General features: G+C 39.0%; 23 protein-coding genes. 16 read left to right on the forward strand and 7 right to left on the reverse strand.

What is annotated here, in order from left to right; translation table 11 throughout:
* Positions 1–60 precede the first annotated feature (60 nt).
* From ACO05G_RS11225 to ACO05G_RS11240, 4 genes are all read left to right on the forward strand, one after another.
* The gene (locus ACO05G_RS11225; RefSeq protein WP_348284059.1) at positions 61–549 is read left to right on the forward strand and encodes a hypothetical protein; all 489 of its coding nucleotides are present in this window, start codon (positions 61–63) and stop codon (positions 547–549) included.
* Positions 549–1,442 carry an ABC transporter ATP-binding protein gene (locus tag ACO05G_RS11230; RefSeq protein ID WP_421762868.1) on the forward strand — a complete coding sequence of 298 codons (894 nt, stop codon included), beginning with the start codon at positions 549–551 and terminating at the stop codon, positions 1,440–1,442. Before ACO05G_RS11225 ends, ACO05G_RS11230 begins: the two co-directional genes overlap by 1 nt.
* Entirely contained in the window at positions 1,435–2,274 is an 840-nt protein-coding gene (locus ACO05G_RS11235; protein ID WP_348284057.1) for an ABC transporter permease, read from the forward strand. Before ACO05G_RS11230 ends, ACO05G_RS11235 begins: the two co-directional genes overlap by 8 nt.
* A 111-nt stretch (positions 2,275–2,385) precedes the next feature.
* Positions 2,386–2,727 carry a hypothetical protein gene (locus ACO05G_RS11240; RefSeq protein WP_348284056.1) on the forward strand — a complete coding sequence of 114 codons (342 nt, stop codon included), beginning with the start codon at positions 2,386–2,388 and terminating at the stop codon, positions 2,725–2,727.
* 59 nt (positions 2,728–2,786) lie between these two features.
* Here ACO05G_RS11240 and ACO05G_RS11245 read toward each other — a convergent pair whose 3' ends face one another.
* Together ACO05G_RS11245 and ACO05G_RS11250 are read right to left on the reverse strand one after the other, a co-directional pair.
* A complete protein-coding gene (locus ACO05G_RS11245) occupies positions 2,787–3,407 on the reverse strand; it encodes a LysE family translocator (RefSeq protein ID WP_421762869.1) in 621 nt (206 codons plus the stop codon).
* Positions 3,408–4,961 (reverse strand): GH3 family domain-containing protein, encoded by a 1,554-nt coding sequence (locus ACO05G_RS11250; protein ID WP_421762870.1) that lies wholly within the window; start codon positions 4,959–4,961, stop codon positions 3,408–3,410. It lies immediately after the preceding gene.
* Positions 4,962–5,020: 59 nt separating this feature from the next.
* Here ACO05G_RS11250 and ACO05G_RS11255 point away from each other — a divergent pair, with 59 nt between their 5' ends.
* Entirely contained in the window at positions 5,021–5,689 is a 669-nt protein-coding gene (locus tag ACO05G_RS11255; protein WP_421762871.1) for a YggS family pyridoxal phosphate-dependent enzyme, read from the forward strand.
* Here the strand turns inward: ACO05G_RS11255 and ACO05G_RS11260 are convergent.
* On the reverse strand, positions 5,686–6,090 hold the full coding sequence (locus ACO05G_RS11260; protein ID WP_348284052.1) for a DUF1573 domain-containing protein: 405 nt from the start codon (positions 6,088–6,090) through the stop codon (positions 5,686–5,688). The genes ACO05G_RS11255 and ACO05G_RS11260 overlap by 4 nt on opposite strands.
* A gap of 52 nt (positions 6,091–6,142) precedes the next feature.
* Between ACO05G_RS11260 and ACO05G_RS11265 the strand changes: the two genes are divergently transcribed.
* The 4 genes from ACO05G_RS11265 to coaD all read left to right on the forward strand — a co-directional run bounded on the left by ACO05G_RS11265 (position 6,143) and on the right by coaD (position 8,667).
* Positions 6,143–6,634, forward strand: a complete 492-nt coding sequence (locus ACO05G_RS11265) for an NUDIX hydrolase (RefSeq protein ID WP_348284051.1) — start codon at positions 6,143–6,145, stop codon at positions 6,632–6,634.
* Between the two features lie 73 nt (positions 6,635–6,707).
* A complete protein-coding gene (locus ACO05G_RS11270; RefSeq protein ID WP_348284050.1) occupies positions 6,708–7,301 on the forward strand; it encodes a hypothetical protein in 594 nt (197 codons plus the stop codon).
* 4 nt (positions 7,302–7,305) lie between these two features.
* Positions 7,306–8,196, forward strand: coding sequence for a DUF3822 family protein (locus ACO05G_RS11275; protein WP_421762872.1), 891 nt, complete (start codon positions 7,306–7,308; stop codon positions 8,194–8,196).
* A 15-nt stretch (positions 8,197–8,211) separates the two neighbouring features.
* Positions 8,212–8,667, forward strand: a complete 456-nt coding sequence (gene coaD / locus ACO05G_RS11280) for a pantetheine-phosphate adenylyltransferase (RefSeq protein ID WP_421765714.1) — start codon at positions 8,212–8,214, stop codon at positions 8,665–8,667.
* Here the strand turns inward: coaD and ACO05G_RS11285 are convergent, their stop codons facing one another.
* Positions 8,668–9,342 (reverse strand): NUDIX hydrolase, encoded by a 675-nt coding sequence (locus ACO05G_RS11285; RefSeq protein ID WP_421762873.1) that lies wholly within the window; start codon positions 9,340–9,342, stop codon positions 8,668–8,670.
* A gap of 104 nt (positions 9,343–9,446) precedes the next feature.
* Here ACO05G_RS11285 and pyrE point away from each other — a divergent pair, with 104 nt between their 5' ends.
* The 7 genes from pyrE to ACO05G_RS11320 all read left to right on the forward strand — a co-directional run bounded on the left by pyrE (position 9,447) and on the right by ACO05G_RS11320 (position 14,433).
* Complete coding sequence (gene pyrE / locus ACO05G_RS11290; protein ID WP_421765715.1) at positions 9,447–10,088, forward strand: orotate phosphoribosyltransferase; 642 nt, start codon at positions 9,447–9,449, stop codon at positions 10,086–10,088.
* Between the two features lie 221 nt (positions 10,089–10,309).
* Positions 10,310–10,819, forward strand: a complete 510-nt coding sequence (locus ACO05G_RS11295) for a dihydrofolate reductase family protein (RefSeq protein ID WP_421762874.1) — start codon at positions 10,310–10,312, stop codon at positions 10,817–10,819.
* Positions 10,820–11,116: 297 nt separating this feature from the next.
* Positions 11,117–11,497, forward strand: a complete 381-nt coding sequence (locus tag ACO05G_RS11300; protein WP_421762875.1) for a hypothetical protein — start codon at positions 11,117–11,119, stop codon at positions 11,495–11,497.
* Between the two features lie 293 nt (positions 11,498–11,790).
* Positions 11,791–12,018 carry a DUF433 domain-containing protein gene (locus ACO05G_RS11305; protein ID WP_421762876.1) on the forward strand — a complete coding sequence of 76 codons (228 nt, stop codon included), beginning with the start codon at positions 11,791–11,793 and terminating at the stop codon, positions 12,016–12,018.
* Between the two features lie 12 nt (positions 12,019–12,030).
* Positions 12,031–12,384, forward strand: coding sequence for a DUF5615 family PIN-like protein (locus ACO05G_RS11310; RefSeq protein ID WP_421762877.1), 354 nt, complete (start codon positions 12,031–12,033; stop codon positions 12,382–12,384).
* A 232-nt stretch (positions 12,385–12,616) separates the two neighbouring features.
* Positions 12,617–13,915, forward strand: coding sequence for a serine hydrolase domain-containing protein (locus ACO05G_RS11315; RefSeq protein ID WP_421762878.1), 1,299 nt, complete (start codon positions 12,617–12,619; stop codon positions 13,913–13,915).
* 131 nt (positions 13,916–14,046) lie between these two features.
* A complete protein-coding gene (locus tag ACO05G_RS11320) occupies positions 14,047–14,433 on the forward strand; it encodes a VOC family protein (protein ID WP_421762879.1) in 387 nt (128 codons plus the stop codon).
* Positions 14,434–14,474: 41 nt separating this feature from the next.
* On the opposite strand, the gene ACO05G_RS11325 is transcribed toward ACO05G_RS11320, so the two are convergent.
* The 3 genes from ACO05G_RS11325 to ACO05G_RS11335 are packed head-to-tail and all read right to left on the reverse strand — an operon-like array spanning position 14,475 to position 16,889.
* Complete coding sequence (locus ACO05G_RS11325) at positions 14,475–15,245, reverse strand: TIGR02757 family protein (RefSeq protein ID WP_421762880.1); 771 nt, start codon at positions 15,243–15,245, stop codon at positions 14,475–14,477.
* The gene (locus ACO05G_RS11330) at positions 15,242–16,264 is read right to left on the reverse strand and encodes a LysM peptidoglycan-binding domain-containing protein (RefSeq protein WP_421762881.1); all 1,023 of its coding nucleotides are present in this window, start codon (positions 16,262–16,264) and stop codon (positions 15,242–15,244) included. Before ACO05G_RS11330 ends, ACO05G_RS11325 begins: the two co-directional genes overlap by 4 nt.
* On the reverse strand, positions 16,254–16,889 hold the full coding sequence (locus ACO05G_RS11335) for a hypothetical protein (protein ID WP_421762882.1): 636 nt from the start codon (positions 16,887–16,889) through the stop codon (positions 16,254–16,256). The genes ACO05G_RS11330 and ACO05G_RS11335 overlap by 11 nt, the downstream gene beginning before the upstream one ends.
* Positions 16,890–16,939: the final 50 nt, after the last annotated feature.

Consider the following 16,939-nt stretch of genomic DNA (forward strand, 5'->3'; position numbering starts at 1 on the left):
TGACCTGGGCGGATATGGTTATTATCCGCCCATTTTTTGAAATTACTTGATCACGACTGCATGAAGAAATACCTGTTCGCTATACTACTTGTCCTGCTCATACTACCATCCATCGCTCAGGAATCCATAATTAAGGATTTTGCTGAGCCTCGCAGACTGACAAGATGGATGAATCCCATCTGCCTGTACCCAAGTACATTGCGAATGGTCAATATTGCTCAGGATCCTACGTTCAATGAAATGGTCAATGACATTGAGAAGATCTTAATCTACACCCTGGATTCTACCACAGTAGTTACCAAAAGTTATAAGGAGCTTATAAAAACATACGAAGCAGAGGGCTTTGAAGAGTACATCTCCCTATTTGGACAACAAGAAATGAGAATAGTCGGGAAAGAAGAAGAATACGTAGGCATAGTGGCTGCAGAAGGTAATGCTATCGCCTTTTATATCAGGGGTGACATCCCTTTTGGGAAAATCCCCATATTACTCCAAAGCTTTCAGAGTTCGGATGTACTACCATTATTAACTGACCAATTTAACTTCTAATGAGCGTATTAAAGATCAATAAACTCACCAAAAAATTTGGAAGGTTAACCGCTGTAGATCAACTAGATCTTACGATTGAAGAAGGTCAAGTGTATGGAATATTGGGGCCCAACGGAAGTGGTAAAACCACCACCCTTGGAATGATCCTGGAGGTAGTAGCGCCTACCAGTGGGACCTTCGAATGGTTTGGAGGAATGAATAATGTAGAGGCCAGACAAAAGATCGGCTCTATTCTGGAAACTCCCTGCTTTTATAGTTACCTCACTGCTGTCCAGAACCTACGCATAGTTGGGCACATTAAAAAATGTGGAACTGATCGCATCGATGAAATTTTGAAGCAAGTCAGCCTTTACGACCGTAGAAATGACAAGTTTAAAGCTTACAGCTTAGGTATGAAGCAAAGACTTTCTCTGGCAGCTGCTCTCCTATCTGATCCCCCTGTTTTGATGCTGGATGAACCTACAAACGGACTTGATCCTGAAGGAATAGCAGAGGTTAGGCAGCTAATTCGTGACATTGCTGCGCAAGGTAAAACCATCATTATGGCGAGTCACCTACTGGATGAAGTTCAAAAAGTATGTACGGATTTCTGTATTCTCAGAAAAGGGGTAAAACTTCATGAGGGTGCAGTAAATGACATTCTTGGAGAAACAAATGCCGTTGAAATTTCTTCAGAAGATTTGGGCAAGCTCACATCTACACTAGAGAAGTTCGAAGGATTGGAAAGAATTGAGAATGAGAATGGCACTATCATGGCATTCTTAAAAGAAAATCAGACTTCAGATCACTTGAATAAGTTCTGCTTCGATCAGGGGATTACATTGAAAAAGCTAATCCCTCAATCCAAATCATTAGAGCAAGAATTCTTAAAAATATTAAAGGAAAATGATTAGAGCTTTTACACTAGAATGGCTAAAACTAAAGCACTACCGGGTCTTCTGGATTCTGTTTGGGCTCTATCTATTGGCACAGTTGATTATTACCAATGGGGGAGTTTTTTTCCTGGAATGGTTAGAAAGCAAAGGAGCAGATATTGAGGGAATCAAACCATCTATCTTGCCCATATACGATTTTCCGGACATTTGGCACAATTCCACATGGCTTGGATCATTTGTTAAAATCCTCATTTCATTTATCATCATTGTTTCTGTTAACAACGAGCTCTCTTACAATACGCTGCGCCAAAACATTATTGATGGAATAAGTAAAAGAGAATTTTTGTTATCCAAACTTTCTCTGATCCTTTTCCTGGCAACTATCTGCACAATTGTACTTTTCGTGTCAGGTTTAATTGCTGGTTTGCAATACTCCCACGTGCTGGATTTGAAATATATATTTTCAGATCTGGAGCACCTACTTGCCTACTTCATGCAACTCGTTGTGTTTGGTCTTTTTGCATTTAGTGTGGCGATGGTAATTAAAAAAGCAGGATTCGCAATCGTTCTTATATTTCTATATAGCATGGTTTTTGAGCCAATTATTACGGGCATATTGGAGTTTGCTCCATTCACTAAAGATTACACCGAAGGAATCGTCAAATTCTTTCCAATTTACTCCATTGAAAAGCTTTGCGGTAAGTTTTACGAAAGTCCATTTGCCAGATATATTTTCCAGGAAATTAAGGAAGGTCCACTGTGGTTTGAATGGATAATTCCGATCGTTTGGGGCTTCATTTACATGACTTTTATCACCTGGATACTCAATAAAAGGGACTTAAAGGCCTAAACGATTTTTTTTGAGGATTCACCTATCATTTCTGACAACTTAACTAAAACACCCATACCAAGTCAGGGTTTTTCACGTTGTTTGTGTTAGTTATTAGAAAGAAAGCAGGTTATGATCAAACTAATATCAATTCTTATTTCAGTGGTATCGTTCAACTTTGTTGTCTCATTTAACACCACTAAGGCTGAAAGTCAACCACAGGATGTGGAAATACAATTCAGCGATAAGGCGATCGCCATTGAAAGCGGCCAGCCAGTATTCACCAAAGGAACAAAAATTTGGTTATCAAATCCGAAGAAGGAGGAGATTAAAGTTTATTTAAACGAGAATGAAAAAGAAATTAATTCTGAAAAGTTAGACCTTTCTGAGATTACAAATCTGAATGAAGGAACTTATACGTTAGTAGTAAATACCAACAGGGAAGAAAAAGTATTTGGATTTACCATCCAATAAAAAAATAAGTTAGTTAGGTTGAAAAAAGTAAGACGCGCCTCTCTTCAGGGCGCGTTTTTTTATGCATAATTAGTTAATAGAAAATAAATAATCTGCAAAGAGAATAAGATCAAAATAACAGCTACTGTCCTATTCATTCCTCTAACAAACTTTACGGTAACCAAATGCTTTAATCGGTGTGCGACAAAAGCTTTTCCCACATCCATGGTAAAGATGGTAATCAGCATTCCTCCAAAAAATTGAATCTGTTCGTTGAATTGATACTCAAAATTGATGGCAATGGCGCTCACCCAGGTAGCCCAGGAAACGATTATGAAAGGGTTTAGGCCGTTGAGAAACAACCCCTTCGCAAACTGCTTAGCATTACTCGACTCGTCCATTACTGTGTTTTCTGTATGAATCTTTGGTGTCTTGAACCACGAGTAGAAGCCGTAAACACTAAGCATGCCGGCACCAAAAATCCCCATCCAGAACTTGAAATCATCTGTTTCCAAGGCCTTTGTCATTCCCAAAAGCACAATTACAACATAAAAAACATCACTTATTGAAATACCCACTGCCAAAAAAATAGCCTTCTTTAATCCCTGCTGAATGCTTGTTTGAATCAATGCGAAAAATGCTGGTCCAAGCGCAAAAAGAAAGATCAGTCCGAAAATCAGTCCGTTAATTATAGGGGGCATCTAGCTAGTTTGGAGGTTTTGGTCGATCAGAAAATTTTGCCAAAGTTGGGCCTTTTCTTTCTTAAGTACACGAGGAAATTTATTTTGGCTTCCAACTTTTCCTTGTGCCTCCATCCATTGATAGAAAATATTTACAGGCAACACACTGACTATCAAATCTTTGAGAGCAGAAGATCGCTCCACTTTATAATCATCGTTTAGTTCCCCTAAATGAAAGTCTAATCGTTCCGCAAGCAAATTTTCATCAATAGTATCATCCGTGCCGATATACCAATGATGAGCAAATAAGCTACCGGATCGTTCCCCAAGTAGCGTAAACTCTCTGATATCTATTTTCATCTCCTCCTCAACCAATTCTATTGCTTTATTCATATTGTCCAAACTAAGATGCTCCCCACATAAACTCATGAAGAGTTTGGTTCTACCTGTAATCACTATTTCACTTGTTTCAATAGATGTAAACTTGATGACATCACCGATCATGTATCGCCATGCTCCGGCATTTGTAGTGATTAGCAGTGCATACTCCTTACCTTCTACCACCTCATCTATTTTAAGCGTCTCCGCTCCTTCCTTAATTTTTCCATCCTCATCAAAATTAGCTTCCGTAAAGGGCACAAATTCGTAAAAAATACCATTGTTCAGTACCAGGCGCATGGATTTATGATTAGGAAAAGCCTGAAAGGCTATAAAACCCTCTGAGGCCAGATATGTTTCCATGTAGTAAAGGGGTTTACTCAAAAGCTTCTCAAACCCTCTCTTATAAGGTTCAAATGAGACACCTCCATGAACGAATATTTGAAGGTTTGGCCAGATCTCGTGAATAGTCTCAACCTGATACTTCTTGACAATACTTTCCATAAGTATCTGAAGCCAGGCAGGTACTCCAACGATTATTCCAATATCCCATTCTGGTGCTTTTTTTACAATTTCTTCCAGCTTTTCGTTCCAGTTTTTGGTCTTTGCTATTTTTTTTCCGGGCTTATAGAAATGTTGAAACCAAAATGGAATCTGTGCGGCAGTTATTCCTGATAAATCACCTTCAAAGAAATGTCCGCTCCTTTTTAAATCGGTGCTCCCTCCCAGCATGAGTATCCCCTTTGAGAAAAGAGATGCTGGTAGATCATATTTACTCATGGTCAAAATCTGTCTCATCGAAGTTTTACGGATGGACTTCACCATGTCGCGGGTAATGGGTATGTATTTGGAAGACGAGCCTGAGGTACCTGAGCTTAGTGCAAAATATTTAATCTTTCCAGGCCAACAAACATCTCTTTGTCCCTTTTGCGCCAAATGCCACCATTCAGCGTATAATTTTTCGTAATCATAAATAGGGACTTCAGATTTAAAGGCTTCATAAAATTGAGCATTGTCCCCTTTAAACTTATTCAGAATGCTATCAAAGGAATAGGCCAGTCCAAACTTTGTGTTCTGACAATGAATCAGCAAATTTCTTAGCTCTTGTTTCTGCAAATCAAGTGGGGAGGAATACATCTGCTCCAAACTTTCCCTCAACATGATCCCCTTCTTGAGTAATGTCCCTAAAATTGCCATTCAGTAGATTGAAACTTATTCTTTAGATTTCAAATTTAAGAGATGTAAAAGAGATAATAATGAGCGAAATATCAAGTCATTTAGCAGATTTCAAACAAAGTTTGCCTCAGTCATGTACATTGGTGGCAGTAAGCAAGACTAAGCCGGTTTCCGATATTCAAGAAGCTTACGATTGTGGTCATTTAGACTTTGGTGAAAATAAAGTTCAGGAATTAACTGAGAAAGCAGAAAAACTTCCGAAGGACATAAAATGGCACATGATAGGTCATCTTCAACGAAATAAGGTCAAATACATCGTTGACTTTGTTCATCTTATCCATGGGGTGGATTCATTCAAGCTCTTGAAGGAAATAAATAAAAGGGCAGAAAAGGTTGATAGGGTTGTTAATTGTCTCTTACAAATTCATATCGCAGAAGAGGAAACAAAATTTGGTTTGGATCAAGATGAATTGAATGAAATCCTTAATGGAGACCAACTAAAAGAAATGAACAATATTCGAATCGTTGGCTTAATGGGGATGGCCACTAACACCGATGATGATGAGCAGGTGAGAAGAGAATTTAACGGGCTTAAAAAACGCTATGATGAATTAAAGAATTCTGACCACACACAGGTTCAAATGAACACCCTCTCCATGGGAATGAGTGGCGACTATAAAATCGCCATCGAAGAAGGTAGTAATATGGTCAGAATTGGGAGCGCCATTTTTGGTGCCCGGAATTATTAGTTATTAGGATCAGGAGGCATCACATTGGTGACAATCTTTACCCGTTCAGGGTTGTTCACCGCATTTGACATAACAGTGATCACTTTGTTTTGCATTCCCATTTTTCCTGCACTGTTGAATACCACTTTGATCTTTGACTTGGTTCCTGGTGCAATGGGTTCTCTTGGCCATTCAGGAGCAGTACATCCGCATGTAGTGCGTACATCAGATAATATCAAAGGCTCATTTCCTACGTTTTCAAATTCGAATACGTGCTCTACTTTTTCTCCCTGAGTAATTTCACCAAAATCAAATGATTTTTCTGAAAATGAAATTTTAGGGCCCGTCATTGGTTCCTCTTCTTCCTGTGCTGTTGCAAAAAATGCAAATCCGACTAACAGTAACGTTGCTAGATATTTCATGAGTATATTGATTTAAGTTCTTTACGTCAAAATTAACGAACATCTGTCTGATATGTTGAACCAAAACCAATCGAAAGATCCATTTTCCGGAAAAGTCAGAGTCAGAGCTTGCGGAATTTTAAAAGAAAATGAGCGAATTCTACTCCTCAAGCATGACAAAGTAGGGCCTATGGGACACCTGTGGTCTCCTCCGGGAGGTGGTGTTGAATTTGGAGAAACACTCCAAGAGGCTCTAAAAAAGGAGTTTCTAGAAGAAACAAATCTTGAGGTGGAGATTGGAGGATATCTATTTACCAATGAATATATTGGTCCAAATCATCATGCGATTGAAATATTTTTTCAAGTCAGGCGTATTTCCGGTAATTTAAAGCTAGGAATGGATCCGGAATTGGGGCTGGATATGCAAATTTTGAAGGAAGCGAAGTTTTTTTCTATCGCAGAACTAAATAAGCTTCCACAGGAAACCATTCATAATGCATTTATCGCCGCTAATGCAAGAGATAAAATTGAGGAACTTAAGGGTTTGATTACTTTTAAGCATTAATAGTAACTGGTGCTTCAAGAATCACCATTAAATATTTATAATTGCAAAAACCTAGCGAAAAAGAAATTTAGCAATGAGTAAAACGAAGATTGTTTCTGTGGTCATGCTCGTGGTATGGGTGTCATTGGCCGTATTTTTAGTATACAGTATCAAATCATCCATTAATGAAGCAGAGCGAATTGAAAATGCCGAAGCTCGCATCATTGAACAATTAAAGATGATTCGAGAGGCTGAGATCGCATATATGACCGTAAATGGTCAATATACCAGTGATTGGGATAAACTTTTAGCTTTTATCGATACAGGTAAATTTTACCTGACGGAGAAAACTGAGACCATTATTCCTCAACCTTATGGTAAAGACAGCATAATAGTTGATATCGATACCTTAGGAACAGTTCCGGTTATGGATTCATTGTTTAGAGCCGGTAAATGGCCAAACTTTAATCTGGAAACTTTACCTTATGTGCCTGGTGTACAACCGCCGGTTAAATTTGACGTCTGGGCAGATCGGATTTCGAAAGCAGGACTTTTGGTGAATGCTATCGAAGTAAAAAATCCACGTCCAGTTGATCCGAGTAGAGACGAAGAAAGTGAATACAATACCCGGAAGCCGCTCAGATTTGGATCACGCACTAGTGTGACCACAGCGGGTAACTGGGAATAAAATTTTGATTGCACAAGACACATCGACCTATAAGCTTGTTAAGCGAGTAAAAGATACCAAGTTCACCATAGACGAACTTGATCATTACTCGCTTATCATGCAGGTTGGAATTTACGATCTGCAATTTGCAGTCGTTGATTCTCAGGACAATGTGGTGATGGGTCTTGAAGATTATCGGCTTCAGGGCATAAAGACCGTAAATGGTCGTCTTAGGTTGATAAAAGACATACTGGATAACCACGAATACCTCACCGCCGGATTTTGGAAGGATGTTAAGCTATGTTTAAAATCTCATAAGTTTTCGCTAGTCCCAGCCAGTATGTTTGTGCAGGAAGCTGCCGCTGATTACCTGGCGATCAATAGCGAGATAAAGACCGCATTCGAAGAAGTCAACTACTATAAGCAGGTAGCAGTCGATTCTGTCAATGTATTTGCTGCCGAGACCAAGTTATGCAGATGGATTGAATCCATCTACAAAAAGAAAAAAGTCCACATCATCCATCAGGGGAGTGCGTTAATCGAAGGTTTTCTAAAGCATGCGGATCACATTGAGGATAAAAGCATGTATGCGTTTATCGATCGAGGTATTATCCATATTGTAGCAACTGAAGGCAAAAAGCTTCTGTATTACAATCAATTTGCAGCCAGAAAAAAAGAAGACTATCTGAAGTATATCATGCTTGTTTTCAATGAATTAGGCATGAGTGGTAAAGAAAGCCATGTTTTCGTTTGGGGTTTTATTAAGCCGGCATCTGAAGAAATGTCTCTTCTGAAGCGATACATTAGAAACATCTCTTTTGGATCTAAACCATCATTCTTAAAGTTTAGCTACCTGTACGATGAGGTAGAGGACCATCAATACTTTGATGTGATGAGTGGGTATCTTTGTGTGTAAGCAATATCTACCTGCATTATGAAAACAGCCATTTTCCCCGGTTCATTCGATCCATTTACTAAAGGACACTTCGATATTGTCATGAGAAGTCTGGATCTCTTTGATCGCGTGATCATCGCAATTGGACATAATACGACAAAAAACAATCGTTATTTCGAACTGGATTGGATGGTAGGCAAAATCAATGAAGCATTTGCGAATGAAAGCCGTGTAGAAATTGAGGTCTATGATGAACTAACTGCTTCGTTGGCAGAAAAATATGAGGCTAAATTCCTGGTAAGAGGCTTACGAAACACGACTGATTTTGAGTATGAAAATAGCATTTCTCAGATCAACAGGTATCTAAATGAGGATTTAGAGACCATATTTCTCATTACTTCACCTGAGCTTGCTCCTATTAGTTCAAGTATTATTCGGGAAGTTCACCGGTATGGCGGAGATGTGAATCCTTTCTTGCCTTACGAGGTTTAGTTAGGCCTCCTTCATCATTTTTGTATACTCCTGCATCACATACCTAATGGATCGATAGGAGCTGTGTAATGCCTTCCTAACCTCTTCCAGATTCATCCATTCCACTTTCTTTATCCCTTCATCCATTTGTGGTGTCATTTTCGAATCATCCAAACAGTGCATGGCATACCAGTGTGTCTTTTTTAAGATGTATTTCTTCTTCGTCGTGTAGGTATGCCAAACAGCATCAATTTTCTTATCAATTTTCACGACTACACCGGTTTCTTCTTCAACTTCCCGAACGGCACAATCTTCGATAGATTCCCCTTTATCCAGCTTGCCCTTGGGTATATCCCATACTTTTCGCCGATAGATCATTAGGAGTTTATCCTCCTTTGCTACGATACCCCCTGCCGCTTCAATTACTTTGAACTTACTCTTAATGTGATTGATCAAGGCTCGTTTTTCCCGTGATGAAATAAAAATGGAATGTACTTTTTTGAGCTTCTTATCTGTCATTAGCTTGAGCAGACTGTCAATCTGTTCAAAGGAAGCATTCATAATTAGCACATCATCAACCAACACTTCTGGAACGATGCTTTCAAACTCACGTACGACTAATCCATATGCCCTGTTCATGTTCACTTTCTTTTCAGAAAGGATATAAACAGGAATGTCATTTATAAAAATTTTCATCGTTCAGAATTACGGAAGCAATTAAATCATAAATTAAAAATGAAACAAGCGGTTCATATTATTGATGGGTAATACTGGAGTTTTATTTTTGCACACTCATGAGTATCAAAATCTACAACCCTAAGCTAGCTGCAGAAGTTGCGGCGGACCTATTAAAAATCGGAGCAATCAAACTTAGTCCTAATGAGCCCTTCACATGGGCTTCCGGCTGGAAGTCACCGATCTATTGCGATAACCGATTAAGTCTCTCCTACCCGGACGTTCGATCAAAAATCAAAACTGCGCTAGCCCTGGCTATTTCCAATTCATTTGATGGCATAGATGTAATTGCCGGTGTAGCAACTGCTGGTATCCCGCAGGGTGCATTAGTTGCTGAAGAACTTGGTCTACCCTTTATCTATATCCGATCAAAATCGAAAGGACATGGATTACAAAACATGATTGAAGGGAAAATAGAGAAAGGCCAGAAAGTGCTTTTGGTAGAGGATTTGGTCTCTACCGGTGGAAGTTCATTGGCAGCAGCAGATGCGCTGCGAGAAGCAGGTGCTGAAGTTGTGGGCATGGTAGCGATCTTTACGTACGGGTTTGAAATTGCCAAAGAAAATTTCGAACAGAAAGATGTGAAACTGGTGGTGTTAAGCGATTACCATCACTTGCTTGATCACGCGCAGGATGAGCGCATGTTTGAAAATGATGCGCTAAAGACATTAAAGGAATGGAGAGAGGATCCTGGAAATTGGGGTTAATCTACCCTTAATTAAAAACATGTGAATTGAGTTCTATCCGATTATAAACGGTTATATCCGAATAATAATACGGTTAATTAACACTTGTTGAAACTCAATTTATGTTTCAGGTGCCTGAATTACCTTAAATATGGGATTGAAGGTATATTTGAAAGGTTAATAACAGGAATGGTCCTGATATAACGTTGTTGTGCATTATAACTAACTAATAATACTTCACTATGAGAAAAGTTATCCTAGGGCTTGCCGTTAGTCTAGATGGCTTTATTGAAGGGCCCGATGGCGAATATGATTGGTGTTTCGCCGATCAGGACTATGGACTTTCAAAGTTTTTTCAACAAGTCGACACTGTATTTATTGGAAGAAGGTCCTATGAAATGACTATGACCATTGGAAAAAGTCCTGGCCCAAAGTTGAAAGAATATATATTTTCTAGAACGCTCAATTACGTAAAAGAAGGTGCAACTTTGATAAAGAGAGATATTAGAAAAGAAGTTCAAAAAATAAAAAAAGCCGAAGGAAAAGATATATGGCTCTTTGGGGGCAGTGGACTTACAACTTCACTTATAAACTTAGGGTTAGTAGACAAACTTTGGCTATCTGTTCATCCTATTATCTTAGGTGGTGGAAAACCGTTATTTAGTAATATTGAAAACAGAGTCAATTTAAAACTAGCAGATAGTAAAACCTACTCTAGCGGGCTTGTTTCCTTAACTTACCTAATAGAATAGAAATAAACGAAAGCACAACAAGCGGTAAAATGTATGTGACTAATACCTATCTGCCGCTTTCTGTGCAAAATAACCACGATTTCTGGCTTTTGGAAATGGCTAGTGCTATCCGATACTTTAGTAGATATTTATAAAGTCCAGCTTACGGATGATAGTTGTACCGTTAAATTTTATTTTATTCTATCAACTTTCTTTGCTTCTCGTCACTCGACCTCCTTATTTTTAAGTTATTAAATTCAGCTCCTTAGAATAATTATGGGATGAGAAGCTAAAGGTTAGTGAACATAAAGCGGGTCTATGGGATGGTTACTTGGAACAATTTTTCTACTGGTAATAGCAATTGTTGCCATCTCATCAATTCCACCAAAGCTAAAAATATCTGCCAATCGATTGACTATTGGGAGACTTTTCCAGAAACATATTTCAATTGACCAAATCAAAAGTATTGAATTGAAAAGTGGGTTGCCGGGTGACCTAAGACGAAGATGGGGACACGACAGTGGCGACATTAAAAAAGGCTCGTTTTATTCTGAACTAGGACCAGTCGAACTATCAACATATTTAGAATACCCTCCTTTTCTTTACATTAAGACTGACAAAGACTTATGGGTGATTAACAATCCTGATAAGGAATTGACTAAGAGACTTTATGAAAGACTAAAATCAAACATTCACTAACAATTGCTAGCACGAATACGCCTGAGTACTTTCTACTAGTTTCATCTTTTCTTTCACCGCTTCACCGGAACGCGTAGTTTACCCACCTGCCTACATACCAACGTCAAGTACGGCAGGTAGATTCTGGAAAGCATCTCCTCTCCTGGCAACTGGCTTGCTTCTGGTTTAGTCTTTCTAATTGCAGTTCTTTATGGTAGCCGTTGTAGGTGTTAAGTAGCTACACCATATATTTACTGTCTTTCGAGAACAGACTTCAGATCAACATTTCCTACTATTCTTCGTAACTTTGATAGATGGAATGGCGAGAACATGTAATATCCGACAACAAAGTACTTTTAGGTAAGCCAACAGTCAAAGGAACGAGAGTTTCTGTTGAACACATTATTGGCTTGCTTGCTCAGGGATGGACTGAACAGCAGATCCTTGAGAATTATCCTCGCTTAACAAATGAATCTTTGCAAGCCGTTTTCTCATACATACAGGACTGTATGAAGGACGGACTTCTTTATTCCAACGCTTAACCTTAATACACTTTGAAATTTCTTGCGAACGAGAACATTCCTATTGCGAGTGTCAACTATTTGAAATCAAAAAGATTTGATATCACATCAATGGGTGTTGATGATTCAGGAACATCGGACGAACATGTAATGAAATTGGCAATGGAACAAGACCGAACCATCATAACCTATGATAGTGATTACGGTGAACTCATTTTTAAACATGGATTCAAGCCCAATGCTGGTGTTATTTTCATAAGACAACAACCAACAGAACCACTTGAAACTGCGAAAGTAATTGATAGATTAACCTCTAACTCAGAATTAACTTTCGAACGAACTTTAACCGTGGTGGACTCCAATTCATTGAGACAGAAGAAATACTAGGACTCTTCCAACAATTGCAAGCACGAATGCGCCTGAGTGCTTTCTGCAAGTTTCTTCTGAACTTCACCGCCACCCACTTGCCTGCATACCAACGGCATGTAAACCGGCAGGCAGATTCTGAAAGTATCTCCTCTCCTAGCAACTGTCTTGCTTCTGGATCTTTCTAATTGCAGTCTTTCAGAGAAGCGCCTAAAAAGTTACCTTAGAGTTTGAGAACAAAAATCACAGAACAATGGAAAGAAGCATTTTCCGTTTTGCTATTACATTTTTATGGATCATCGTATGTATCTCTTGCTCGAACAATGAGGATAAGAAGATAGCTCTAGAAATTTCCAACCCTGATGGATTAGATAGTGTTCTCAATCACTACGTTGACGAAGGATTTTATCCGTTTATCTATGTCAGACTGGAAGACATAGACGGTAATTTGATTTACGAGCATAGTTCAGTCAATAAAGCGCTATTACCTGGAACGAGCGTTGACGGGGATACCTGGATTCGAATTTGGTCAATGAGCAAAATAGTAACTATTTCAGTCGCCTTGGACTTAATCGAAGATGGAATCATGAAATTGGATGATCCTGTTTCAAAATACATTCCCGAATTCGCAAACCTGGAAGTAGCAGTCTCAAATGAAGGAAAGCGTTTGACAGAGTATGATTGGGGAAATAGAGATCAGGCATGTCCCATTCAACTTGTACCAAATGATTCAGTGATGACTGTGCTCCATCTCATTAATCATGAAGCGGGGTTTTATTATGCCACTACTGGTTATCCCTGCTTGGACTCGTTAGTTGCTGCACAAAACTTACCGACCGCAAAAGACTCTGAGGAACTGATAAAAAGGCTTTCAAAGTTGCCTTTGATCCAACATTCCGGAACCGACTATTTTTATGGGATCAACACAACCGTGTTGGGTCTGGTCGCTGAAAGAGCGACAGGCAAGGATCTAAATCAATTGGTTAAGGAACGAGTGACTGCCCCACTGGAAATTACCGGGTTACAATACCGACTTCCTGATGATGAAAAACTCCTTCCAAAGTTTACCGGAAGGGATTCAATATTGCGAAAAGCAAATAGAGGAGAGTTGGACATATTCGGACCTGATGTGCCCGACTATGAATGGGATCATCCTTTGTACTTAGGTGGTGAAGGAATGGTCGCAACGGCCGATGGGTATGCAGATTTTGTAAGAATGCTCTTAAATAGAGGTGAATTGAATGGTTATCGATTTCTGGAAAAAGAGACCGTTGAAGACATTTATGCACAGCATACTCAACTAGATAATGCCTATGGATACAATGGATATAATCTTTGGATCAGTGGGGATACCATGAGAATAATGAATCAAGGAGAAGCCGGACTATGGATCGGTGGAGGATATGAATGCACTTATTTTTGGGCTGACCCCAAACGCAATTTTGTAGGAATCATTATGTCTCAGAATAATGAAGTACGCCCTCCAGGATATGAATTAAATGACAAATTCCGTGGTGAATTATATCAGCAACTTTGGGAGAGTGAAAATTAAAGCATACACATTGTAGTTGGACACTAGCATCCAGTTTTTTAGTTTTTCTGACGAATGTCTTTCTGTGGGTGTGGCTTCCTGAAAGTGAGTCCGGGGGTTCTCACTTGACATCCTTATTTTTAAGTTATTAAATGCGTACTTTTTTATTCAACCATATTGCCCTTTCTGTAAAAGATGTTGACGAATCTTTTGAGTTTTATCAAAAGATATTTCAATTCAAAGAAATCAAGAATACCGCTTCTGATTCTAAAACCAGATGGTTATCGATTGGCGAGGGGAAACAGCTTCATCTGATTCCGCGACCAAAGGCTGAAATAAAAATTAATAAGGCTGTGCATTTCGCTTTGTCAACACCTAATTTCAATTCTTTTGTATTGTTTTTGAAAGAATTAAGAATTCCCTACTCCGATTGGCTGGATACACCGAACAAGGATTACATTCGAAAGGACGGAATTAAACAGGTTTACTTTCAGGATCCAAATGGATATTGGATTGAAATAAATGATGATTACAAATAAAGCGAGCCTGAACATGAAGGATTGATTTAATTGCTTCCACACTAAAACTTCTCCTCCACCCCGAGACCAAACAAGGCAAAATCATACTTTACAGGATCTTCCGTATCCAGTTTTTTGAGATTTTTGGTTAGCTCGATGGCTGTTTGCCAGTCGGTTTGCTTACGCGTAATCAATCCAAGCTTTCGGGCTACCCTATCTACGTGTAAGTCACACGGACAAATTAGCTGTGAAGGTTTTATAGAATCCCATATCCCAAAATCAACGCCCTTATCATCCTGACGTGCCATCCAGCGAAGAAACATGTTTATTCGTTTGCACGCAGATTTCCTGGATGGGTTAGGAATGTGTTTATAGGTCCTTTTAGGATGATCGGGTAATGAAAAGAATAGTTCGAAAAAATGAGTCAATCGAGCTTCCATTCCGGTCTCCCTATCTAAACTCCCTAGAAAAGCCTCTTCAAGTGAACTATGATGGGAATAAAACCACTTGAAAAAATGAATGAAATAGAGCGCATCTGTCCCATTGAAGGTACGATGCTTAAAATCTTGAAATGGCTTGACATCCTGATCGCTACATTCCATAACAAAGCGGTGAGGTTCATGACCCATCATACCTAAAAACTCTCGGCTTTTATTAATTATGGTTTTGCGCTGACCCCAGGCAAAAACGGCTGCTATCAATCCGGCGATCTCAATATCTTGTTTTTGGGCAAACTCATGAGGTATACATACCGGATCGTTAGGGATAAACCCCGGTTGATTGTACTCAGCTACCTTGAAGTCTAAAAATGATTTGAGCTCCTCCCTATTCACTGCTTATGGTAAGAAACTTCTACTCTGGATTTTGAATCGAGTATCCCCAGTTGGTCATAGGCTGGTCGAGATAGTCTTAGCAATAGATTCTTATTGATGCCCGTATTGGGCAGTCTGCCAACCACTTTGACATGGACGATTTGGTTATTCATCAAGTTTCTTACCTCCAGATTGGTTCCTATGGGAAGGGTGCGGTGGAGTGCTAAATACCTGGATGTATTCATTGATTGTATTACTGAAGCCACACCTTCTTCGTAAATCCGCTTAAATCCTTTCTCATCGATCTGCGTTCGAATTTTCTTTTTAGGTTCACTGATTTTAATTCCTTCTACTTTCTCCTCCCCCTTGTAAAAAAGTGGCTGTCCTATCCTTAGAAAGTCATTCTCCAGCTCATTCCAGATTTTCAAGCTATCAATGCTTACTCCAATCTTTCTGGCTATGGTGGACATGGTCTCTCCTGTTTGTACCAAATACCTTTCAAATTCAGCGTAAGGATCTTCCACTACATCGACAGAGTCCAAGCCTCCCGTCACATCATTATCTATAGCACCGGATACCTCTAATGAATCGTCATTTTCCAGGGGTATTTTCACATCGCTATTCAATTTGAGCTGCATGCCAGGTGTTATGTCATTGTTGGGCAGGTTATTTAAAAGTCGTAGCTCTTTCAGTTTCAAATTGTGCTGCTTGGAGATACTGTAGAGTGTCTCTCCCGGTTGAACAAGATGAATACCTTTTGATGAGAATGGCGTAGATGCCTGAACAACAACTGCCTGTATTGGCTCTTCATGTTCTACGAGTACATAAATAATCTGGCCAATCTCTATGCGATTATCAACGATCTGATTGTGCTTAATAATTCCAATCACTGATCCTCCATATCGTTTAGCAATTGAATACAATGTTTCTTGCTCCTCAACCTCATGAACGACAAACAACCCTTCTTCGCGTTGTTCTGCACGGATACTATCACTTGGATTAGCAAATGAAATCAATGCTATTAATAAACTACTCAGCATACACACAAACTTCATTTCGATCTTTAATAAAAATTATCTGGTCATTATGTACAAAAAATGAGCCAGGTGCAAACCCCTTCATTTGGCTGTCCTGCTGAATTTTCCACTCTTTTTTACCGTCCCTTAACAACAATAAAAACCGATCAAATCCATTATCAGAACGAAGATAGTAGCTGATTATGATTTTATTGTTCCATTCCAGGTATTCACAGGAAAGTGGTAACTCTAAAGAAAGAAAATCCGCAACTGTTTTAAAATATTCAGTTCCATGTTCATAGATGTTTGGATGGTTAAAAAAAGTTTCTATTTCAGGAATTTGTTCAATCTCTTCCTTTTCGCCCGAAAGGAGACCGATGCTAAAGAATGATTGCTTTGTTGGATCATTTAGATCATTATACGCTACAAAATATAATTGATTATTATCCGCACCGATAAATTTACTCCACCAATCAAAATTTAGTTCAAGTTCCTCTAAATCACCTTTCAGGAAGTCCACTTTCCAAATGCCGCAAGTTTTTACCTTCTCATCTCTAACCTCTAAAAAAAAAGAATCAGTTTCTGTATCCGGTATGATACCCCACACCTGCCCGCTCAGACTCACTCGACGAATTGATTTAGGAAACATAGGTATCAAATAAAGTTACTTGTCGATCAATTTTAGAATAACTTTAGCCA

This window comes from Ekhidna sp. (genome assembly GCF_965227465.1).
GTDB lineage: Bacteria > Bacteroidota > Bacteroidia > Cytophagales > Cyclobacteriaceae > Ekhidna.